At 72.7% G+C, this 15,953-nt stretch carries 12 protein-coding genes; 4 read left to right on the plus strand and 8 right to left on the minus strand.

Annotation, left to right across the window (positions count from 1 at the left end; translation table 11 throughout):
* Nucleotides 1-653: 653 nt before the first annotated feature.
* The 5 genes from FRCN3DRAFT_RS52305 to FRCN3DRAFT_RS0237795 form a co-directional block, all read right to left on the minus strand.
* Entirely contained in the window at nucleotides 654-1,136 is a 483-nt protein-coding gene (locus FRCN3DRAFT_RS52305) for an HIT family protein (RefSeq protein WP_083401553.1), read from the minus strand.
* Between the two features lie 631 nt (nucleotides 1,137-1,767).
* Nucleotides 1,768-2,223, minus strand: a complete 456-nt coding sequence (locus tag FRCN3DRAFT_RS0237780; RefSeq protein WP_007510658.1) for a nuclear transport factor 2 family protein — start codon at nucleotides 2,221-2,223, stop codon at nucleotides 1,768-1,770.
* A gap of 235 nt (nucleotides 2,224-2,458) precedes the next feature.
* Nucleotides 2,459-3,463: an esterase/lipase family protein gene (locus FRCN3DRAFT_RS0237785; RefSeq protein ID WP_007510655.1), complete on the minus strand. Its 1,005-nt coding sequence runs from the start codon at nucleotides 3,461-3,463 to the stop codon at nucleotides 2,459-2,461.
* Between the two features lie 296 nt (nucleotides 3,464-3,759).
* On the minus strand, nucleotides 3,760-5,343 hold the full coding sequence (locus FRCN3DRAFT_RS48225) for an ArnT family glycosyltransferase (protein WP_007510653.1): 1,584 nt from the start codon (nucleotides 5,341-5,343) through the stop codon (nucleotides 3,760-3,762).
* 209 nt (nucleotides 5,344-5,552) lie between these two features.
* Nucleotides 5,553-6,896 (minus strand): MATE family efflux transporter, encoded by a 1,344-nt coding sequence (locus tag FRCN3DRAFT_RS0237795; RefSeq protein WP_027141295.1) that lies wholly within the window; start codon nucleotides 6,894-6,896, stop codon nucleotides 5,553-5,555.
* Nucleotides 6,897-7,194: 298 nt separating this feature from the next.
* On the opposite strand from FRCN3DRAFT_RS0237795, the gene FRCN3DRAFT_RS0237800 reads away from it, so the two are divergent.
* Complete coding sequence (locus FRCN3DRAFT_RS0237800) at nucleotides 7,195-8,364, plus strand: alpha/beta hydrolase (RefSeq protein WP_007510650.1); 1,170 nt, start codon at nucleotides 7,195-7,197, stop codon at nucleotides 8,362-8,364.
* 55 nt (nucleotides 8,365-8,419) lie between these two features.
* Here the strand turns inward: FRCN3DRAFT_RS0237800 and FRCN3DRAFT_RS50300 are convergent, their stop codons facing one another.
* Nucleotides 8,420-10,039, minus strand: coding sequence for a sensor domain-containing protein (locus FRCN3DRAFT_RS50300; protein WP_007510648.1), 1,620 nt, complete (start codon nucleotides 10,037-10,039; stop codon nucleotides 8,420-8,422).
* Between the two features lie 247 nt (nucleotides 10,040-10,286).
* On the opposite strand from FRCN3DRAFT_RS50300, the gene FRCN3DRAFT_RS48235 reads away from it, so the two are divergent.
* The 3 genes from FRCN3DRAFT_RS48235 (at nucleotide 10,287) to FRCN3DRAFT_RS0237820 (ending at nucleotide 13,386) form a co-directional block, all read left to right on the plus strand.
* Entirely contained in the window at nucleotides 10,287-11,189 is a 903-nt protein-coding gene (locus tag FRCN3DRAFT_RS48235) for an SDR family oxidoreductase (protein ID WP_007510646.1), read from the plus strand.
* 128 nt (nucleotides 11,190-11,317) lie between these two features.
* Nucleotides 11,318-12,607 carry an aminoglycoside phosphotransferase family protein gene (locus tag FRCN3DRAFT_RS0237815; protein ID WP_027141296.1) on the plus strand — a complete coding sequence of 430 codons (1,290 nt, stop codon included), beginning with the start codon at nucleotides 11,318-11,320 and terminating at the stop codon, nucleotides 12,605-12,607.
* On the plus strand, nucleotides 12,604-13,386 hold the full coding sequence (locus FRCN3DRAFT_RS0237820; protein ID WP_007510643.1) for a methyltransferase domain-containing protein: 783 nt from the start codon (nucleotides 12,604-12,606) through the stop codon (nucleotides 13,384-13,386). The genes FRCN3DRAFT_RS0237815 and FRCN3DRAFT_RS0237820 overlap by 4 nt, the downstream gene beginning before the upstream one ends.
* A gap of 103 nt (nucleotides 13,387-13,489) precedes the next feature.
* Here FRCN3DRAFT_RS0237820 and FRCN3DRAFT_RS0237825 read toward each other — a convergent pair whose 3' ends face one another.
* Nucleotides 13,490-14,620, minus strand: a complete 1,131-nt coding sequence (locus FRCN3DRAFT_RS0237825) for a TFIIB-type zinc ribbon-containing protein (protein WP_007510641.1) — start codon at nucleotides 14,618-14,620, stop codon at nucleotides 13,490-13,492.
* 24 nt (nucleotides 14,621-14,644) lie between these two features.
* Nucleotides 14,645-15,802 carry an SPFH domain-containing protein gene (locus FRCN3DRAFT_RS0237830; protein ID WP_007510639.1) on the minus strand — a complete coding sequence of 386 codons (1,158 nt, stop codon included), beginning with the start codon at nucleotides 15,800-15,802 and terminating at the stop codon, nucleotides 14,645-14,647.
* Nucleotides 15,803-15,953 lie beyond the last annotated feature (151 nt).

Consider the following 15,953-nt stretch of genomic DNA (forward strand, 5'->3'; position numbering starts at 1 on the left):
GCCAGAGCCAGGAAACGAAATTACTCAAAAATCTGCGCGGGGAGCAGGTGACGCCGGCCACTTGAAACCTGCCAGTCAAGACATCCCCATCAGCCGATCATCGCGGCTGCAAGCCAGGCGCTGACGGCTGCGGCGGTCCAGGGCACTGGCCGAATCGCGTGCGACTGGAGCGCCATCGCCTACGCAGCTAGAACGTCATAGCGACGTCTGACCCATGCCTTCTGCATGCTGCTACAAGCAGGCTTTGCGTGGTTGGGAACTTGAGTTGGTTATGTCGGGTCAGCGCATCCGCTAGTGCTGTCAGCGCTGCAGGTGGCGAGGGGTACGCCCGTCCGCCGTGAACTGCGGGACGGGCATGGGGGAACCCACGGGGCGGCGGAACCGCGGGCCGCCCGGGCGCGTCGATTCTGGGAGGCTGACGGTCGGTGGGACGGGAGACCGCATGATCCGGCTACGAAGCCCGCGTGTATGGCCTCTCGGGTATCCCCGAGCCCACCCTGGTCACCGTCCGTCTCGTGGCCCGTTGATCCTCGCGGACCAAACGGTCGGCCAGCGGCGTGTCGGGGGCCAGCGACGCGCGCAGCGCGCCCCTGATGCTGGCGTCGATCCGAGCATGCTTCGCACAGCCCTGCTGGCGGATCCGCGGCGGCCAGTCAGTGCCCGAGTCGCTGCCGGATGGCATTGCGGAGCGCATCAAGGTCAGCGGCCGATCGGCTGACTGAGGCACCACGTGGATCGATGGGACCTCCGACGAACGGGTCGTCGGCGTGCCGTGGGTAGAGATGCAGATGGAGATGGGGCAGGGTGTTGCCGTGAACCTCGTAGTTCATCTTGATCGGCGTGGCGACGGAGGCGACCGCTTCGGCAACGAGCATTGAATCGAGCCAGAACTGGGCCTGTTCGTCGCGGCTGAGTTCGTACGGCTCGTTCACATGCCGGCGAGCAACGACGCAGACATAACCCCGCAGGGGAGCCTGCGGCGGCGCCGTGACCCACACCCCCGTCAACTCGGCAATGACGTGAAGCGGGCCCGACGCACAGATGACGCATCCATGTGGGGTACGCCGCCGTGCCCACTCGTCGGGCCGCGTCCAGAGCATCCCGCCGGTTGGCCCCAGGCCAGAGGGATCAGTCATGCCCCCATCTTCGCCGCGGTAGCAGAGCGACGGGCCGGGCTCCCGACACACGCGGCCGGTCGGCCGCGCGGGGCGAGGACAACCGCCAGTAGCGGTCCGACCAACGCCTTCCCGCGACCCAGCGAGATCATCGAGACCAGAGCGGCGAAACGCAATTACTCACCAGATCAGCGCCAGGCGAGTGTGGCACCGATCACCCAAGCAGGGCCTGGCCACCATCATGAGGGTGATCGCGCGGGCCCCTCTACCGGCTGGCGCCCTTCCCGACAATGTTCGCCCACCCCACCCCCGAAGATCGCCAGTACCGTACCGAAATCCGAACTCCGCATCCCCGTCAGTTCGGATCCGGGCACAGTCCTGACGATCAAGCTCGCGACATGGCGATGCACCGTACCGACCTTGCCTAAGCGGCAGGCCGGCCCGGGCTCCGAACGGGCGACGCTGGGATCGCCAGGCGTTCGCAGAGCAATTGGGTTCTTGCGTGTCAGGACTCCGAAAATCCCACCGGATCACCGCGGCCTCTCCGCGCTGCCGACGCCGGCGACAATCCGTCGCCGCCTGTGGCCGCGGCCCGGCCAGCCCTGATCACCAACGAGCAGTGGACGGCTGGTGGCCGCTGGCCCTGCCGGCGTCAGGACCGGTCGGCCGACCTGAGTGGTGCCGTCCAGTCGATGTCAGCGCCCGTGGTCAGCATGCGGACGAGGTGGAAGGAGCGGCTGCTGATGCGCCAGCCGTCGGCGGTGCGGACGAGGACGTCGTCGTAGCTGCCGATGACGTCGATGAAGGCGTTCGGGTCATCGGGGCGGATCATGAGGACGGCGTGTACGTAGGAGCGGGCGGTCGCCCGGTCGCCGGTCACGTCGATGACCAGGTTCGACAGTTGGTGACGGGTGTCGCCCATGTCCCGGTGCGCCGTGGTCATGTAGTCCGTGATCGCCTCGGCGCCGGACAGGCGCAGCCCGTAGTCCGCCTCCACGTCGTCGGTCCAGCAGGTCCGGAACAGCTTCCAGTCCCGCTGGTCGATTCCGGTCGCGTACCGGATCAGCACCTCGCTGATCTGCGCCTGGTCCTCGCGTAACCCGTCCACTGCCGGCTCTCCTTCGGTTCGTGGGCCCGCTCGCCCGGCCCGTTCGTCCATCGCGTCGGCCCATCACGTTCCGCGAGTCACCGCGCCGGTCGCAACCGATAGCGGGACCGGGGCCAAGGTCGGCGACCCACGTGCGCGAGTGGTGGCGGTCCGCGGTCCGCGGGCCACGGGCCGTCCCGGCCACCCGTCTGGCAACGGCGTGGCCGGGACGACGCGGCGCCGGGTCAGGGCGTGGTCAGCCGCCGACGGCGGGGAGGACCGGGACGCAGATCAGTGGCCTCGGATGCTGGGGGTCCAGCGCGTTCTGGACGTAGCGCAGCGCCACCCGGTCGTAGGCGACCGAGATGTGGTCCGAGCCGTCCAGGAGGCAGCTGTCCTGGAGGGTGATGTTCCGGACGTTCGCGCCGGGCAGGAACGCCGAGGTGTACGGGGTGACGATCTCGTCGTAACGGGTCTCGATCACGGTGTAGCGCACGCCGGGCCGGGTGCCGCCGCCGGCGTTGAGGGCGGTGAGGAACGGCGAGCCGGCGATCTGCTGGGCACATGACTGGCAGATCGACTCGATCGGCCCGGTGAGGCCGAAGACTCCGGCGAGGGTCGCCAGGCCCAGGAGGGTCGTGCCGTGGTTGGAAGGCGCGAGCCCGACCAGGGCGTTGACCTTCGCGTCCCCGCCCAGGTTGTTGATGTAGTAGCGGGGCAGCATCCCGCCCTGGGAGTGGCCGACGATGTCGACCTTCGACGCGCCCGTGGCGGCGAGCACCTGGTCGACGAAGGTGGCGAGCTGCGCGGAGCTCTCCTCGATGGGCCTCGTCCCCTGGAGGTAGTCGGTCGGCGATGCGCCGCCGATGTTCGGGGCGAAGACGCAGTAGCCGTCGTTCTTCAGCAGCGGCGCCAGCGCCTGCCACTCATTGGTCTTGTCCGCCAGCGTTCCGTGGACGAGTACCACAGGTCGTGGGTGCGCGGCGCTGGGCCGGCAGGAGAAGTCGTTCGCGCCGGGAGGGTCGGCGTTCGGGTGCGCCAGCGAGATGGCGACCGCCGCGGGGAAGTTGTAGAGGACCGGGAGGGGCGCCGCGGCCGAGGCGGGGGCGGCCGTCGAGAGAGCGCCGGCCAGCAGGCCGCCCGCCAGCAGGACCGGCAGCGCGGCGAGCGCGATGCCGCGAGTCGGGGCGGTGGGGCGCGCGGTGGGGCGGGTCAACGCGGTGGGGCGGGTTAATCGGTGGCGGAGACGGGTGAGCCGCATGGGACTACCTCCTTGGTGCCGCCGCCGGGTCTGCTCCGTGGACCTGCCGGGCCTGGGTCCGGCGGAGATCGGAGAGGGCGGTGGAGATAGTTACCTACTGGTAGGTAGGAAATGCGACAGAAACCTCGCCGTTACGACTCAGCTCTTGATCGTGGTGACACCACGCGCTAGCAAGGTCCGCGACCAGGTAGACAGCCACGCGACGCGACCACGCCTCGCGTCTCGTGACAAGCCATCGACGGGTTGATGGCACCTCGGTGTCGGCACCAAGGTGCCAAACGGGCCGCGGCTACCCGCTATCCGCCGTCCGGTGGCGGCCACCGCGCCGGGGCTCGGTGGAACGGCACGGACGCGGTTTCCCCACCGCCGACGCCGGCCGCCCAGGGGCTGGTGAGGCGGTGCGGTCCGGTCGACGGGAACGGCGGCCGCTCGTCGTCGACGGGGAGGACCCGCTCGGCGGCGCTGGCCCCGTCGCGGCCGTCGCGGTCGCCATGAACGTCAGGGACGTCAGGGACGCGGCGCGCCCGGCGGCCGACCAGAGCGCCGACGGCCACGGCCGCGAGCAGGACGACGCTGGGCTCGCCCACGGCGCGGAACCTCGTGGTGCCGTAGATCATCGCCGAGGCGACCGACAGCGCCAGCGGCGCCGCCACCAGCGGCAGCACCGGCACCCGGCGTCGGCGCAGCACCACCAGCCCGCCGACCCCGGTGGCGGTCAGGCACCACAGCGACACCGTGGCGATCTCGCTGAGGACGAGCGGGCGCTCCTCGATGACGTCGAGCCTGGCCTGCTGCCACGGCCGGTACACCGCCCAGGTGCGGCCCAGCCGGGCCGCGGCGACGACGGGCAGCCGTTTCTCGTGGCTCCCGATGTAGGCGAACGCGATGTCCTGGTAGAACAGGTCGCTCTCGGACGCCTCCTTCGGCGGGGGCCCGAACGGGTCCGTGCAGGAGAGCATCCACCAGCCGAGCAGGTCGCCGTAGTACGTATCGTCACACTGAGTGACAGCCAGGGTCACGCCGAGGCCGTTCTCGATGTACACCGGATGCTCGAACCGCGACAGGTTGTAGCCCACCCACGGGCCGATCGCCACCGCGCTGGTCGCGGCGGCCAGGCCCAGGTACCCGAAGCGGCGGCGCCAGGACAGCGCAGGTAACCGCAGCAGGAACGGTGTGACCAGGATGAGGGCGAGCAGCGCCAGCTCCGCGCGCGTCAGCATCGTCGCGGCGAGCGCCAGCCCCACCCAGACGACGTCGAGCGGGCGGCGCCGGTCGTAGAGCCGGTAGGTGGCCAGGACGAGCAGGGCGCACGTCAGGATGCCGGGAGTCTCGGACATCACCAGCGGGTCGGGCAGCCACATGCCCGGGTACACGGCGGCGATGGCGGCGGCGACCAGGCCGGTCACCGGGCCCGCGATCCGCCTGCCCGCCAGCCCGACGACCAGCACCGACAGGGCACCGATCCCACACAGGAAGACCTGGTGGTCGGCGAAGCCGCCGCGCCCGAGCACCGACGGGATCGCGAGCAGCATGCTGGTCATCGGCGGATGCTGCGCGTACGGCACGTACTCGCCGTCGTTCAGCAGCGCGCTCGGCAGCGGCCAGCCGCGGCCGTCGGCGAACATGTTCGCCGCGTGGTGGTAGTAGTACGCGTCCCCGGCGATCTTCATCGGGTACAGCCAGTGGAACAGGTACCACAGTCGCACCCCGAGCGCCGCCAGGACGATCAGCGCCAGCACGACCCACCACAGCCGCCGGTTCCCGGTCCGCAGGGGGTCGGTACCCGCGCCGGCCGCGCGCGGATGGGGGCGGGGCGCGTGCCGGCCACGTGGGCGGGCCATGATCACCCGGCGCCGCTGGTCGTCTCCCCCGGCCGGCATCCGTCCCTCCTGAGGACGAATCGGTGGGCACTCGCGCAACGCCATGGCCGCGTATTGGCACGACCAGACCGGACGAATACCCCAGGACGCCGTAATAGTAGGCGATTGGGTACGACCGGCTACACCCGGCCCAACCGGCGGCCGGCCGCGGCCCTCCGGCGGGATCGACCGGCGCGAAGGCTGACCGGGAGCCGGGCCGGGATGGGCCGTCAGCGGGTGGCGCCGACGACGAGCCAGGCGCTGCCGCGAACGCGCAGGCCGAGCGTCGCGGCGCGGGCGGCGAGGAAGCCGCCGGCGAACGCGCCCATGAGCCAGCCGACACCGGTCGCCCCGCTCGGCCGCCACAGCAGGATTGCCTCCGCCAGCCCCGCGAACACGGCCAGGTTGAGCAGACCGGTCCAGGCCAGGTAGCGGTTGTCGCCCGCGCCGATGAGCACGCCGTCGAGCACGAAGACCAGCCCGCCCAGCGGCACGGTGGCGGCGAGCACGAGGACCGCGGGCACGACCAGCTCGGCGACGTCGGCCGCGTTGGTGAAGACCGGGCCGATCACCCAGGCCAGCGCCGCGAGCACGACTCCCAGCACGCCGCCGCCGCCGACGCCCCAGGCGACGCAGCGGCGCAGCACGACGCGCGCGGCGGCCGGGTCGCCGGCACCAAGCCGGTCGCCGACGAGCACCTGGGCGGCGACGGCGAGGGCGTCGAGGGCGAAGCCCGCGGTGAAGAACAGCGTCATCGCGATCTGGAACGCGGCGAGCTCGTTCGAGCCGAGCGCGGTCGCGACATAGGTGACGAGCAACAGGGCCGCGCGCAGGCTCGCCGTGCGCAGCAGCAGCCAGAATCCGGTGTGCGCGCCGCGCAGCACGCCGACCGGCCGGGGCGCCCCGCTCGCCCCGACGCGCCGGGCGTGGCGGGCGACCATCCCCAGGTAGGCGGCGGCCATGCCCCACTGGGCGAGGACCGTGCCCGCGGCGGAGCCCGCTATGCCCCAGCCCGCACCGTAGATGAGGCCGCCGTTGAGCGCGGCGTTGGCCGCGAAGCCCACCCCCGCGACGACGAGCGGGGTGCGGGTGTCGTGCAGGCCGCGCAGCAGCCCGGCCGAGGCGTAGACCAGCAGCATCGCCGGCAGGCCGGCCATCGAGATCCGCAGATAGACGGCCGCCTCGTGCGCCACGAGCGCGTCCGCCCCGAAGGCGCGCGGCAGCGCCGGTGTCAACCACCAGCCGAGCGCGGCGAGGGCCACCCCCAGCGCCGCGGCGAGCCACAACCCGTCGATGCCCGCGGACACGGCGCCGCGCAGGTCGCCCGCACCGCGCAGCCGGGCGACGGTCGGCGTGGTCGCGTAGGCAAGGAAGATCATGAGGCCGACGGCGGTCTGCAGCACCGACGCCGCGAGGCTCAGGCCACCCAGGGCGGAGGCGCCGAGATGGCCGACCATCGCGGTGTCGGCGAGCAGGAACAGTGGCTCGGCCACCAGCGCGCCGAGCGCCGGGGCGGCGAGCACGAGGATCGCTCGGTCGAGGCTCCGGTCCCCTCGCCCCTCGAGGACGCTCACGGAGCCCTCCGACGTCACCACCGCACCTCCGCCCGGCGTCGCCGCCGTTGCCGACGAGGTCCGGGGATCGGGACCCCGGGCCCGCGCACGTCCCGTCGGAGCGGTCTCGGCCGCCGCGGCGGTCCGGCACGCCGCCCGCGAATGTAGCTCCGCTCGCCGGGACGATGCCCGTAATGTCCGTCACCCGGCCAGCGCCGGAGAACGAGATCGCCACCGGCGACAAAAAGTGATATCACTTTAGTGCGGTGGTACGGGCAGCCAGTCCGGCCGGCCGGCCGCCTGACGAAGGGACCACGCGATGCCGGTCGGGTACGTGATTGCCGTGGTCGCGGTCGGGTGCGCGGCGCTGGTCGCGCTCGCTCCGCCGCGACGGCCGCGGAGCCTGGCCATGGTGAGCTACCTGTGGGGCATCGCCTTCACCGAGCTGCCAGGGCTGGCGATCCTCTACCTGCTCGTCACGACACTGGTCGCCTTCGACGCGGGCGACGTCGACTCGGTCGGCGGCTGGGTGACGTTCGCGGCCGCGGTGATGATCGCCTGCGGGCTGGCCGTCGTCGCCTGGCGCGGCACCCGGGCGAGGCCGGCGGTCCAGCGGGCGCTCGACCAGGGCCTGGGCGCGGGCTGGCGCGCCCGGCTCGACGCCGACACCGCGGCCAGGCACCGGCGCCGCCGGTACGCCCGGATCCTGCTCGGCCCGTTCCCCATTCCCGGGCCTGGCATCAGGCGGGTCAAGAACATCCGTTACGGCGATGCGGGCCGGCGCAACCAGCTCGACGTGTATCACGGCCGTTCTCGGCCGGCCGGCGGGCCGGTGCTGATCCACCTTCACGGCGGGCGGTACTCCGGCGGACGCAAGAGCACCCAGTCGCTGCCCCTGCTGCACCGGCTGGCGGGCCAGGGCTGGGTGTGCGTCAGCGCGAACTACCGGCTTCGCCCGGCCGCGGGGCTGCGCGACCACCTGGTCGACGCGAAGAAGCTGATCGCCTGGGCGCGGGAGCACGGCGCCGAGTACGGCGCCAACCCGTCGACGGTCTTCGTGGCCGGCAGCTCCGCCGGGGCGCACCTGATGTCCCTGGCCGCGCTGACCGCCGACGACCCCGCGCACCAGCCCGGCTTCGAGACGGCGGACACCTCGGTCACCGCCGTCGTCTGCCTGGGCGGGTACTACGGCGACTACGGCGCCGACCCGGGCTGGCCGGCGGCCTCCTCGCCCCGGGCCTATGCCCGGCCCGACGCACCGCCGTTCTTCGTGGCGCACGGCGACCGGGACAACATCGTCCCCGTCGCGGCTGCCCGGGAGTTCGTCGCGGAGCTACGCGCCGTGTCGTCGGACCCGGTCGTCTATGCCGAGCTGCCGGGCGGCCAGCACGCGTTCGACCTGTTCCACTCGCCGCGTTTCGAGGCCGTCGTCGACGGGATCGAGGCGTTCGCCGCCTGGGTGCGCTCGCGGGAGAGCACGCCCGCCTAGACCGCCTGGACGGCGGCTCGACCCGCATCCCGTCGGCTGGGAGACCTCCGCGGGCCTACCGCCGCGTGGGGGCCACGGTGATGGTGCCGTCGCCGGAGTGGGCGCGGACGGTGCGTGGGGCGGAGGGGGCCGTGGGGACCGTGACCCGGGTGCGGCCATCGCCGGTGGTCGCGTCGACGCGGTAGGGGCCGTCCCCGGGCAGGGTGATCGTGATGCCGCCGTCGCCGGTGGTGGCGGACACGTCCGACGGGGCGGTGTCGAAGGCGAGCGCGATCCCGCCGTCGCCCGTGCGCACGGTGGCCGACGGCGAGGTCAGGCCGTCGCCGGCAATGCGCCCGTCGCCGGTGCGCAGGTCCAGCGAGCCGCTGGCCCCGGAGACCGCGATCCCGCCGTCGCCGGTCCGCGCCGTGACGGGACCGGCGGTGTCGATGACGCGGACGGAGCCGTCGCCGGTCCGGATGGAGACGGGACCTGCCTGGCCGGAGACGCCGACGGAACCGTCGCCGGTGCGCAGCGTCAGTCGGGCCCCGCGCGGGACCGTCAGCACGTAGTTGACCGCGCACTGGTCGAAGATTCCACCTCGGCAACGGGCGGTGAGCGCCACGCCGCCGTCCGCGGTGGCCTCGCCGGCGACAGCCGGGGTGCGCAGCGCGTAGTGCTCGGTGTATTCGACGCCCACGTGCGTGTCGTCGCCGGTCACGACGTGGATGTCACCGGCACTCGTGGTCAGCGTGATCGGCCCGTCGTTCCAGGAGTAGCGCGCCGTGTGGTGCTCGCTGGTCCGGGCCATCAGCCCGACGGCGTCGGCCGCGTTGAAGGACGCCGCCGCGAGCACGACCGGAAGGCCGACGGCGAGTACCGCCACTCGACCGGCGGTCAGCCGCATCGGCACGCCGCCCGGGCGGCCGGCGCCGACGGGCGTCTCGCCGCGGCCGTCCCACCCGTCCTGGCCGCCGGCCGGCCGGGGCAGGAGGCCTCGGCCCATCGCGGCGGCCACGGCGCCGAAGCCGTACGCCAGCGCCAGGCCGACGACGCCCACGACGACGCCGGCGGCGCACAGAAGCCAGGCCGTCGGCATGTCGGTGACGTGCAGCAGGAGGAGGTCCGCCCGCTCGCCGGGGACGCGGTGCAGCCAGGCGGGCATCGACAGCAGCGCGAGCGACACCCCCCACGCGGCCGTCGTCAGCGCGAACGACAGCGTCCCGACCACCCACCGGACCAGCAGGTAGCCGACCGCCCGCCAGGTGGCGGCGTCCCGCAGCCGGGCCCTGAACCCGCGTGGCGCCGACGGCGGCGGCCCGAGCTCGACCCCGAGGAAGAGCCCCAGCCGGTGCCGCTCGAACCCGGCCAGGCCACGAGCGACGACACCGAGCAGCAGCAGGAACGGCAACGCGAGCCAGATGAGCGGCACCAGGCCGACCGACAACGCCAGCAACGGCACCGTCACGACGAACCCGACGAGGCCCATCACGAGGTCGACCGGAGGCAGAACGATCCGCAGCGCCAGCCGCAGCAGGCCGCTTCCCCACGGCCGGTCATGGTTCTCCCGCGGCCAGTCGTCGTTGTCCGGCGGCCAGTCGTCGCTTCCCAGCGGTCGGTGGTCCCATTCCGTCGTCTCCGCGAGGCCAGCGGGACCAGCGAGGCCGGCGGGACCAGCGAGGCCAGTTGGTGCCACGTGATCGTCCACAACGATCACGCTAGGCGGGAGGCGACCGCCATCCCATCCAGCCGCCCCCCGAACCGGAACGGGGTCTAGGCCCACCTTCGCCAGCCGGCTCCGACCGCCCACCAGTGGCGGGGCTGGCGGTCCCGCCGCCCCGACGACAGACCCCCTTCCGAAATCTACCCTTACGTAAGGGTAGATTTGCCGGCACCAGGCTCGACGAGAGTCCGTGGAGCGCGAGCGGGAGGTTGCGACCAGGATGGTTGGAGATCGGCGCGGCGCCGGCGCCGGCACTGGCAGGGCAGCCAGGCCGGCGACGGCGGGCAGGCGGGCTCCGACGGGCACGCGGGAGGCCGCGAACGCGGCCAAGACGGCGACCACGACGTCCGGCGGCCATCCACCGCTCGGGCCCGGCCTCGCCGGACCCGGCCTCGCCGGACCCGGCCTCGCCGGGCGCGGGGCGCTGGTGACCGGAGCCTCCAGCGGGATCGGGCGGGCGATCTCGCTGCGGCTCGCGCGGGACGGCGCCCGGGTACTGGCGACCGGCCGCAACGAGCAGGCGCTGGAGAGCCTGGTGAAGGAGGCGGACAGCGTCGGCCTCACGCTGGACCACTTTCCCGCCGACCTGACCGACCCGGACGAGCGGGCCGGCCTGCTCGACGCGGCCCACGGCAGCCTCGGCGCGGTGTCGGTGCTCGTGCACTCGGCGGGCGCCTACCGGCGCGGCCAGCTGGCCCAGGCACGGATCACCGACCTGGACCTGCAGTTCGCCGTGAACGTCCACGCTCCCTACACGCTCACCCAGGGACTGATCCCCGACCTGGTCCGCACCAACGGCGACGTCGTCTTCGTCAACTCGACCCAGGGCCTCGCCGCGAGCGCCGGCGTCGGCCAGTACGCCGCCACCAAACACGCCCTGCGCGCCGTGGCGGACAGCCTGCGGGCCGAGATGTCCAACGCCGGGGTACGGGTATGCAGCATCTTCCCCGGCCGCACCGCGACCCCGATGCAGGAGAGGATCTTCCAGGCCGAGGACAGGGCCTGGCGGCCGGACTGCCTCCTGTGGCCCGACGACCTCGCCGACGTCGTCGCCCACGCCCTCGCGCTGCCCGCCCGTGCCCAGGTCACCGAGCTCACCGTCTGGCCGACCCACCGCCCCTGAACCACGCCGCAAGGCCCACGGTTGGTCCGGAACCGGATATCCACCCGCGCCGCCGCGGAGGACGCCCGAAGGTCGGACGGCGCCGAAAATGCCTTGCCCGGATGATCGGGGGCTTCAACACTGACCCGGTGACGCGAGGCCGGACGTTCAGCGCGGTGGTGACCGCGGGCGACGACTGCCTCGGGTGGTGCGGTCCCTTTCAGGCACGGACCCCATGGTGGGCCGACGTCGAACCGGTCGTCGCCCAGCTGCGCCAGGAGCTCGGCACGCCGGTGATGGTGCTGCGCCTGCTGGGCGTGGACGGCGGTGACGGCGCCCGCGACGGGCATGTCCGCTACCACGTCGAAGCCCTCGGCCGGCCGAGGGCCCGGCGGCTCGCGCCCTGGCCGGGCGACCAGGACGACCTCGCCGGGCCCGTCGCGCTGCGGGCGAGCTGGGCGACGCCCGACGGCCTCGCCGAGATCCTGGGCTGGGCGCGGGCGGCGCTGGGCGCCGCGGGCCGGCCGGCGACCGGGCCGGCGGAGCAGGTCAAGACCTGGAACCTGGCGGGGCTGTTCCGGTTCCCGACCGCGCGAGGGCCGGTCTGGCTGAAGACCACTCCCCCGTTCGCCGCTCCCGAGGCCGCCGTGATCGGCGCCTTCGGGAAGGTGGACCCCCAGCTGGTACCGCGCGTGATCGCGGCGGACCCCGCGGCCGGCCGCATGCTGCTGGAACACGTGCCCGGCACCGACGAGTGGGAGGCGTCGCCGGCCGCCATCCACGCGGCCGTCGGCCAGCTGGTGGCTGCCCAGGCCGCGCTGGCCCGCGACCCCGCGGCGATGCCCCGCGGCCTGCCGGACCGGACCATGCCCGCGCTGGTCGACCAGGTCGCGGAGCTGCTCGACGGCGAGGCGGCTGCCGAGCTCGACCCGGCCGATCTCACCGCCGCCCGCGGCCTCGCCGGGCGCCTGCCCGACCTGGTGGCGCAGCTGGCCGCCTGCGGACTGCCGGACACCCTCGTCCACGGCGACCTGCACCCTGGGAACTGGAGATCGGACGGGCGGCGCACGACGATCCTTGACTTCGCCGACAGCCACCTGGGCAACCCGGTCCTGGACGGCCTGCGCGTCCGCGGCTTCCTGACCGACCACGAGTCGCGGGCGTACGCCACCGACACGTGGGTGACGGCGTGGGAGAGCGCCCTGCCCGGCAGCGACCCGGCCCGCGCGCTGGCCGTCGCCGCGCCCCTCGGCCAGCTGTCCTACGCGGTCAGGTACCAGGAGTTCCTGGACAACATCGAGCCCAGTGAGCGCGTCTACCACGCCGGCGACCCGGCCGCCACCGTCCGCGCCGCGCTGCGCGAGGCCTCCGCCGTCGCCTCCGCCGCCAGCACCAGCACCAGCACCAGCACCAGCACCAGCACCGCGACCGAAGCATGACCGGCGAGCGGAAAGGGGCGGACGGCCCACCCGGGGCGTCCTCGGACTACGGTCCGCTCTGTTCACTGGTATATGAGCTCGACAAGCCGGTCGGGACGTCCTTCGGCGATGTCGAGTTCTACCGGGACCTGCTGGCCGGAACTTCGGGCGAAATCCTGGAACCGGCGGTCGGAACGGGCCGGATACTCATTCCGCTGCTTCAGGCGGGCCTGCGGGTACGCGGGTTCGACTCGTCACCGGCCATGCTGACGATCTGTCGCGACAACTGCGCCGAGCACGGACTGCGGCCCGTGTTGTTCGAAGCGGACATGGCGACTTTCAAGGAACCGGCCGCCTTCGCCGCGGTCGTGGTCCCGACCGGGTCGTTCGCGCTGGTGACCGGCCGTGAACGTGCCGTTCAGACGCTGCGTAACTTCCGGGAAAGCCTGCTGCCGGGCGGGCGGCTGCTCGTCGACGTCGAGCCGCTCGAACAGTCCACCAGCCCGGGGCCGTTGCGGCACTGGTGGTTCGGCGGCGACCTGCTGACGCTCAGCTCCCTTCCCCCGGCACAGCCGGAGGAGGATGCCGTGGCCACCTGGCTGCGCTACGAGCGCTGGCGCGACGGCCGCCTGGTCGAGACCGAGCTGCAGCACTTCAGGCTCCAGCGGCACGACCTGGACGGGTTCGCCGCCCTGCTCCGGGAGGTCGGCTTCACCGCGGTCGCCGTGCACGCCGACTACCAGGCAGGACTACCGCCCACACCGGACTCCCAGGTCTGGACGTTCGTCGCGACCGCCTGATCACCCGGGCACCCTGATCACCCACGCACCGAGCGTGGCTCGACGCCGCACGCCGCACGCCGCGCACGAGTGAGCGGGCGGCGTCGAGCCCGTTCGAATGCCGCTAACCGGAGCTCGCCCCGGCGCCGCCGGAGCTGCCTCCGTGACGGGTGAAGAAGAAGACGACGACCGCGATGACGATCAGCGCGGCGATCACCGCGAGAGCGATCTTCAGCCTGCTCCACGGGCGTTCGCCGTGGACCTCGCCGGTGAGGCCGTTGACGAGGATCTGCCAGTTCTTGCCCGCGTAGATGAAGGTGGCGATCCACACCGGCAGCAGCATCAGCTTGAAGGTGACGTCGTTGTGCCGGGTGTTGACTGAGGAGACCCGCTGCTCGTCACCGCCGATGTCGTGGCGGCAGTCCTGCTCGATGACGGGCGCCATCCGGCCGCGCGCCTCGGTGAAACCGTTCTCCGGCTCGACGTCGTAACGCAGCGCGTAGTGGCCGGAGAGGAACTCCGGCTGATAGGGCTGTGCCTGCTGGAGTGGCCACGGTGCCAGGTCGTCGACCTTCTTGACCGGCAGTACGCCGCTCGCTGGCACCAGCACGTCGTCGAACGCGCGATGGACCGTGCCACCGGCCGGGTACCAGCGGGTCTTCTGCACACGGCGCGTCTGGGACTTTCCTTCGCTGTCCGTGTACGTCTCGGTTACCCAGTAGTGCTCGCCGCGCTGACCCCTGTAGTCGGAGACCGTCTGCGAGTCGAACGTCCAGTGCGGGACGTACGTGCTCTTCATCGACTCGGTCTCGCTGACCTTCTTCAGGCCCGACGGCGCGAACCACCGCGACTTCACCCAGGTACGCATCGCGTCCCGGACCTTGGCCCGGTCGAGGGCGAACGGCAGGACGCCCTCGGGCACGATCTGCCCGGACGCCGCCGCGTCGATCACCAGCGGCGCCCCGCAGAACTGGCAGACGCTGGCGGTCTCGTTCGTCTCGGTGCGCGCGGCGCAGCGCTGGCAGACGAAGACGTAGGCCCCGATGCTGCCGACCGGCTTGCGGGGCAGCGTCGCCAGGTCCCCGTAGGCGATCTCGCGGATCTCCCGGTCACCCGCGGTGATCTCCTGGCGGAACCCGCAGTACGGGCACTGCATGCTGGTCGAGCCGGGCGCGAACTCCAGGCGCGCCCCGCAGCCCCCGCACGGGTAGGTCGTCGCGGAGACCGGAGCCCGCTGGTACGTCGGTTCAGTCATGATGTCGTCCCCACGCCGCCCCGGTCAGGACTGCGGCGGCAGCGGCGGCGGGACACTGGCGAGCAGCGGCGCGACCTCGGGCACCTGGCCGGCCGCCGTCCAGGCCGCCATGCCGGTCTTCCAGATCAGCGTGTCGTGGCGCAGCTCGCCGGCCGCGACCCGCTGCCGCAGCGCGGCCTCGTCGAACGGGCCCTGCTGCTGGCCGCCCACGCCGACGAACCACTGCGCGGCCTGCGGCAGCGGCGGCGGCGTGCCAGGGCCACCCGGCCCGCCGGGCGGCTGCCCGTAGCCGGGCTGCCCCTGGGGCTGGTAGCCGGGCTGGGGCATGCCGCCGGCGGCGCGCTGGCCCAGCGCCATGCCGAGGCCGATGCCCAGGCCCTCGCCCGCGCCGCCCTGGTTGTTGGCGGCCGCCTCGATGGCCTGCGCGGTCTGGAACTGGGTGTACTGGTTGAGGTTCCCGAGAATGCCCATCTGGCTGCGCTTGTCGATGGCCTCCTCGACCTCGGGCGGCAGCGAGATGTTCTCGATGACGAACTTCGGGATGGCGATGCCGACCGCGGCGAGCTCCTTGGTCAGCGCCTGGCCGAGCGTCTCGCCGATCACGTCCTGGCGGGTGGCGATGTCGAGGACCGGCACCCCGGAGGTCGCCAGCGCGTTGCCGAGCCGGCCGACGATGAGCTGGCGCAGGAACTCGGAGACCTCCTCGGTGCGGAACTGCGGGTCGGTGCCCGCGAGCTCGCGCAGCAGTGCCGGCGGGTCGACCACCCGGATCGAGTAGGCGCCGAACGCCCGCAGCCGGACCATGCCGAACTCGGCGTCCCGGACGATCACCGGGTTCTGCGTGCCCCACTTGAGGTCGGTGAACTGCCGGGTGTTGACGAAGTACACCTCGGCCTTGAACGGCGAGTGGAAGCCGTACTTCCAGCCCTTGATGGTGGACAGGATGGGCATGTTCTGCGTCTCGAGGGTGTACATGCCCGGCCCGAAGGCGTCGGCGACCTGCCCCTCGTTGACGAACACCGCCGCCTGCGACTCGCGGACGGTGAGCTTGGCGCCCATCTTGATCTCGTTCTCGTAGCGCGGGAAGCGCCACACGATCGTGTCCCGGCTGTCATCGGTCCATTCGATGATGTCGATGAACTCGCCGCGGACCCGGTCCATCAGCCCCACGTCTGCCGCCACCCTCTAGCTCCGGCCAGCCGGCGGCGCTGTCCCACCGGCGGCGCTGTCGCACCAGTCGCCACGCCTGATGCGTGCACGTTCGTGGCGAAACCCTAGCCGCCCCGCGCCGGGCCGGTCGCGACGTGTCCTGCTCCGGACAGCGCGCCCGGCC

The organism is Pseudofrankia saprophytica (genome assembly GCF_000235425.2).
Lineage (GTDB): Bacteria > Actinomycetota > Actinomycetes > Frankiales > Frankiaceae > Pseudofrankia > Pseudofrankia saprophytica.

Excerpts from the sequence above, each read along its gene's own strand:
- FRCN3DRAFT_RS0237785 (WP_007510655.1), bottom strand. The coding sequence starts at position 3,463 with ATGCGGCTCACCCGTCTCCGCCACCGATTAACCCGCCCCACCGCGTTG.
- FRCN3DRAFT_RS0237825 (WP_007510641.1), bottom strand. The coding sequence starts at position 14,620 with ATGACTGAACCGACGTACCAGCGGGCTCCGGTCTCCGCGACGACCTAC.
- FRCN3DRAFT_RS0237820 (WP_007510643.1), top strand. The coding sequence starts at position 12,604 with ATGACCGGCGAGCGGAAAGGGGCGGACGGCCCACCCGGGGCGTCCTCG.
- FRCN3DRAFT_RS48225 (WP_007510653.1), bottom strand. The coding sequence starts at position 5,343 with ATGCCGGCCGGGGGAGACGACCAGCGGCGCCGGGTGATCATGGCCCGC.
- FRCN3DRAFT_RS0237800 (WP_007510650.1), top strand. The coding sequence starts at position 7,195 with ATGCCGGTCGGGTACGTGATTGCCGTGGTCGCGGTCGGGTGCGCGGCG.
- FRCN3DRAFT_RS52305 (WP_083401553.1), bottom strand. The coding sequence starts at position 1,136 with ATGACTGATCCCTCTGGCCTGGGGCCAACCGGCGGGATGCTCTGGACG.
- FRCN3DRAFT_RS48235 (WP_007510646.1), top strand. The coding sequence starts at position 10,287 with ATGGTTGGAGATCGGCGCGGCGCCGGCGCCGGCACTGGCAGGGCAGCC.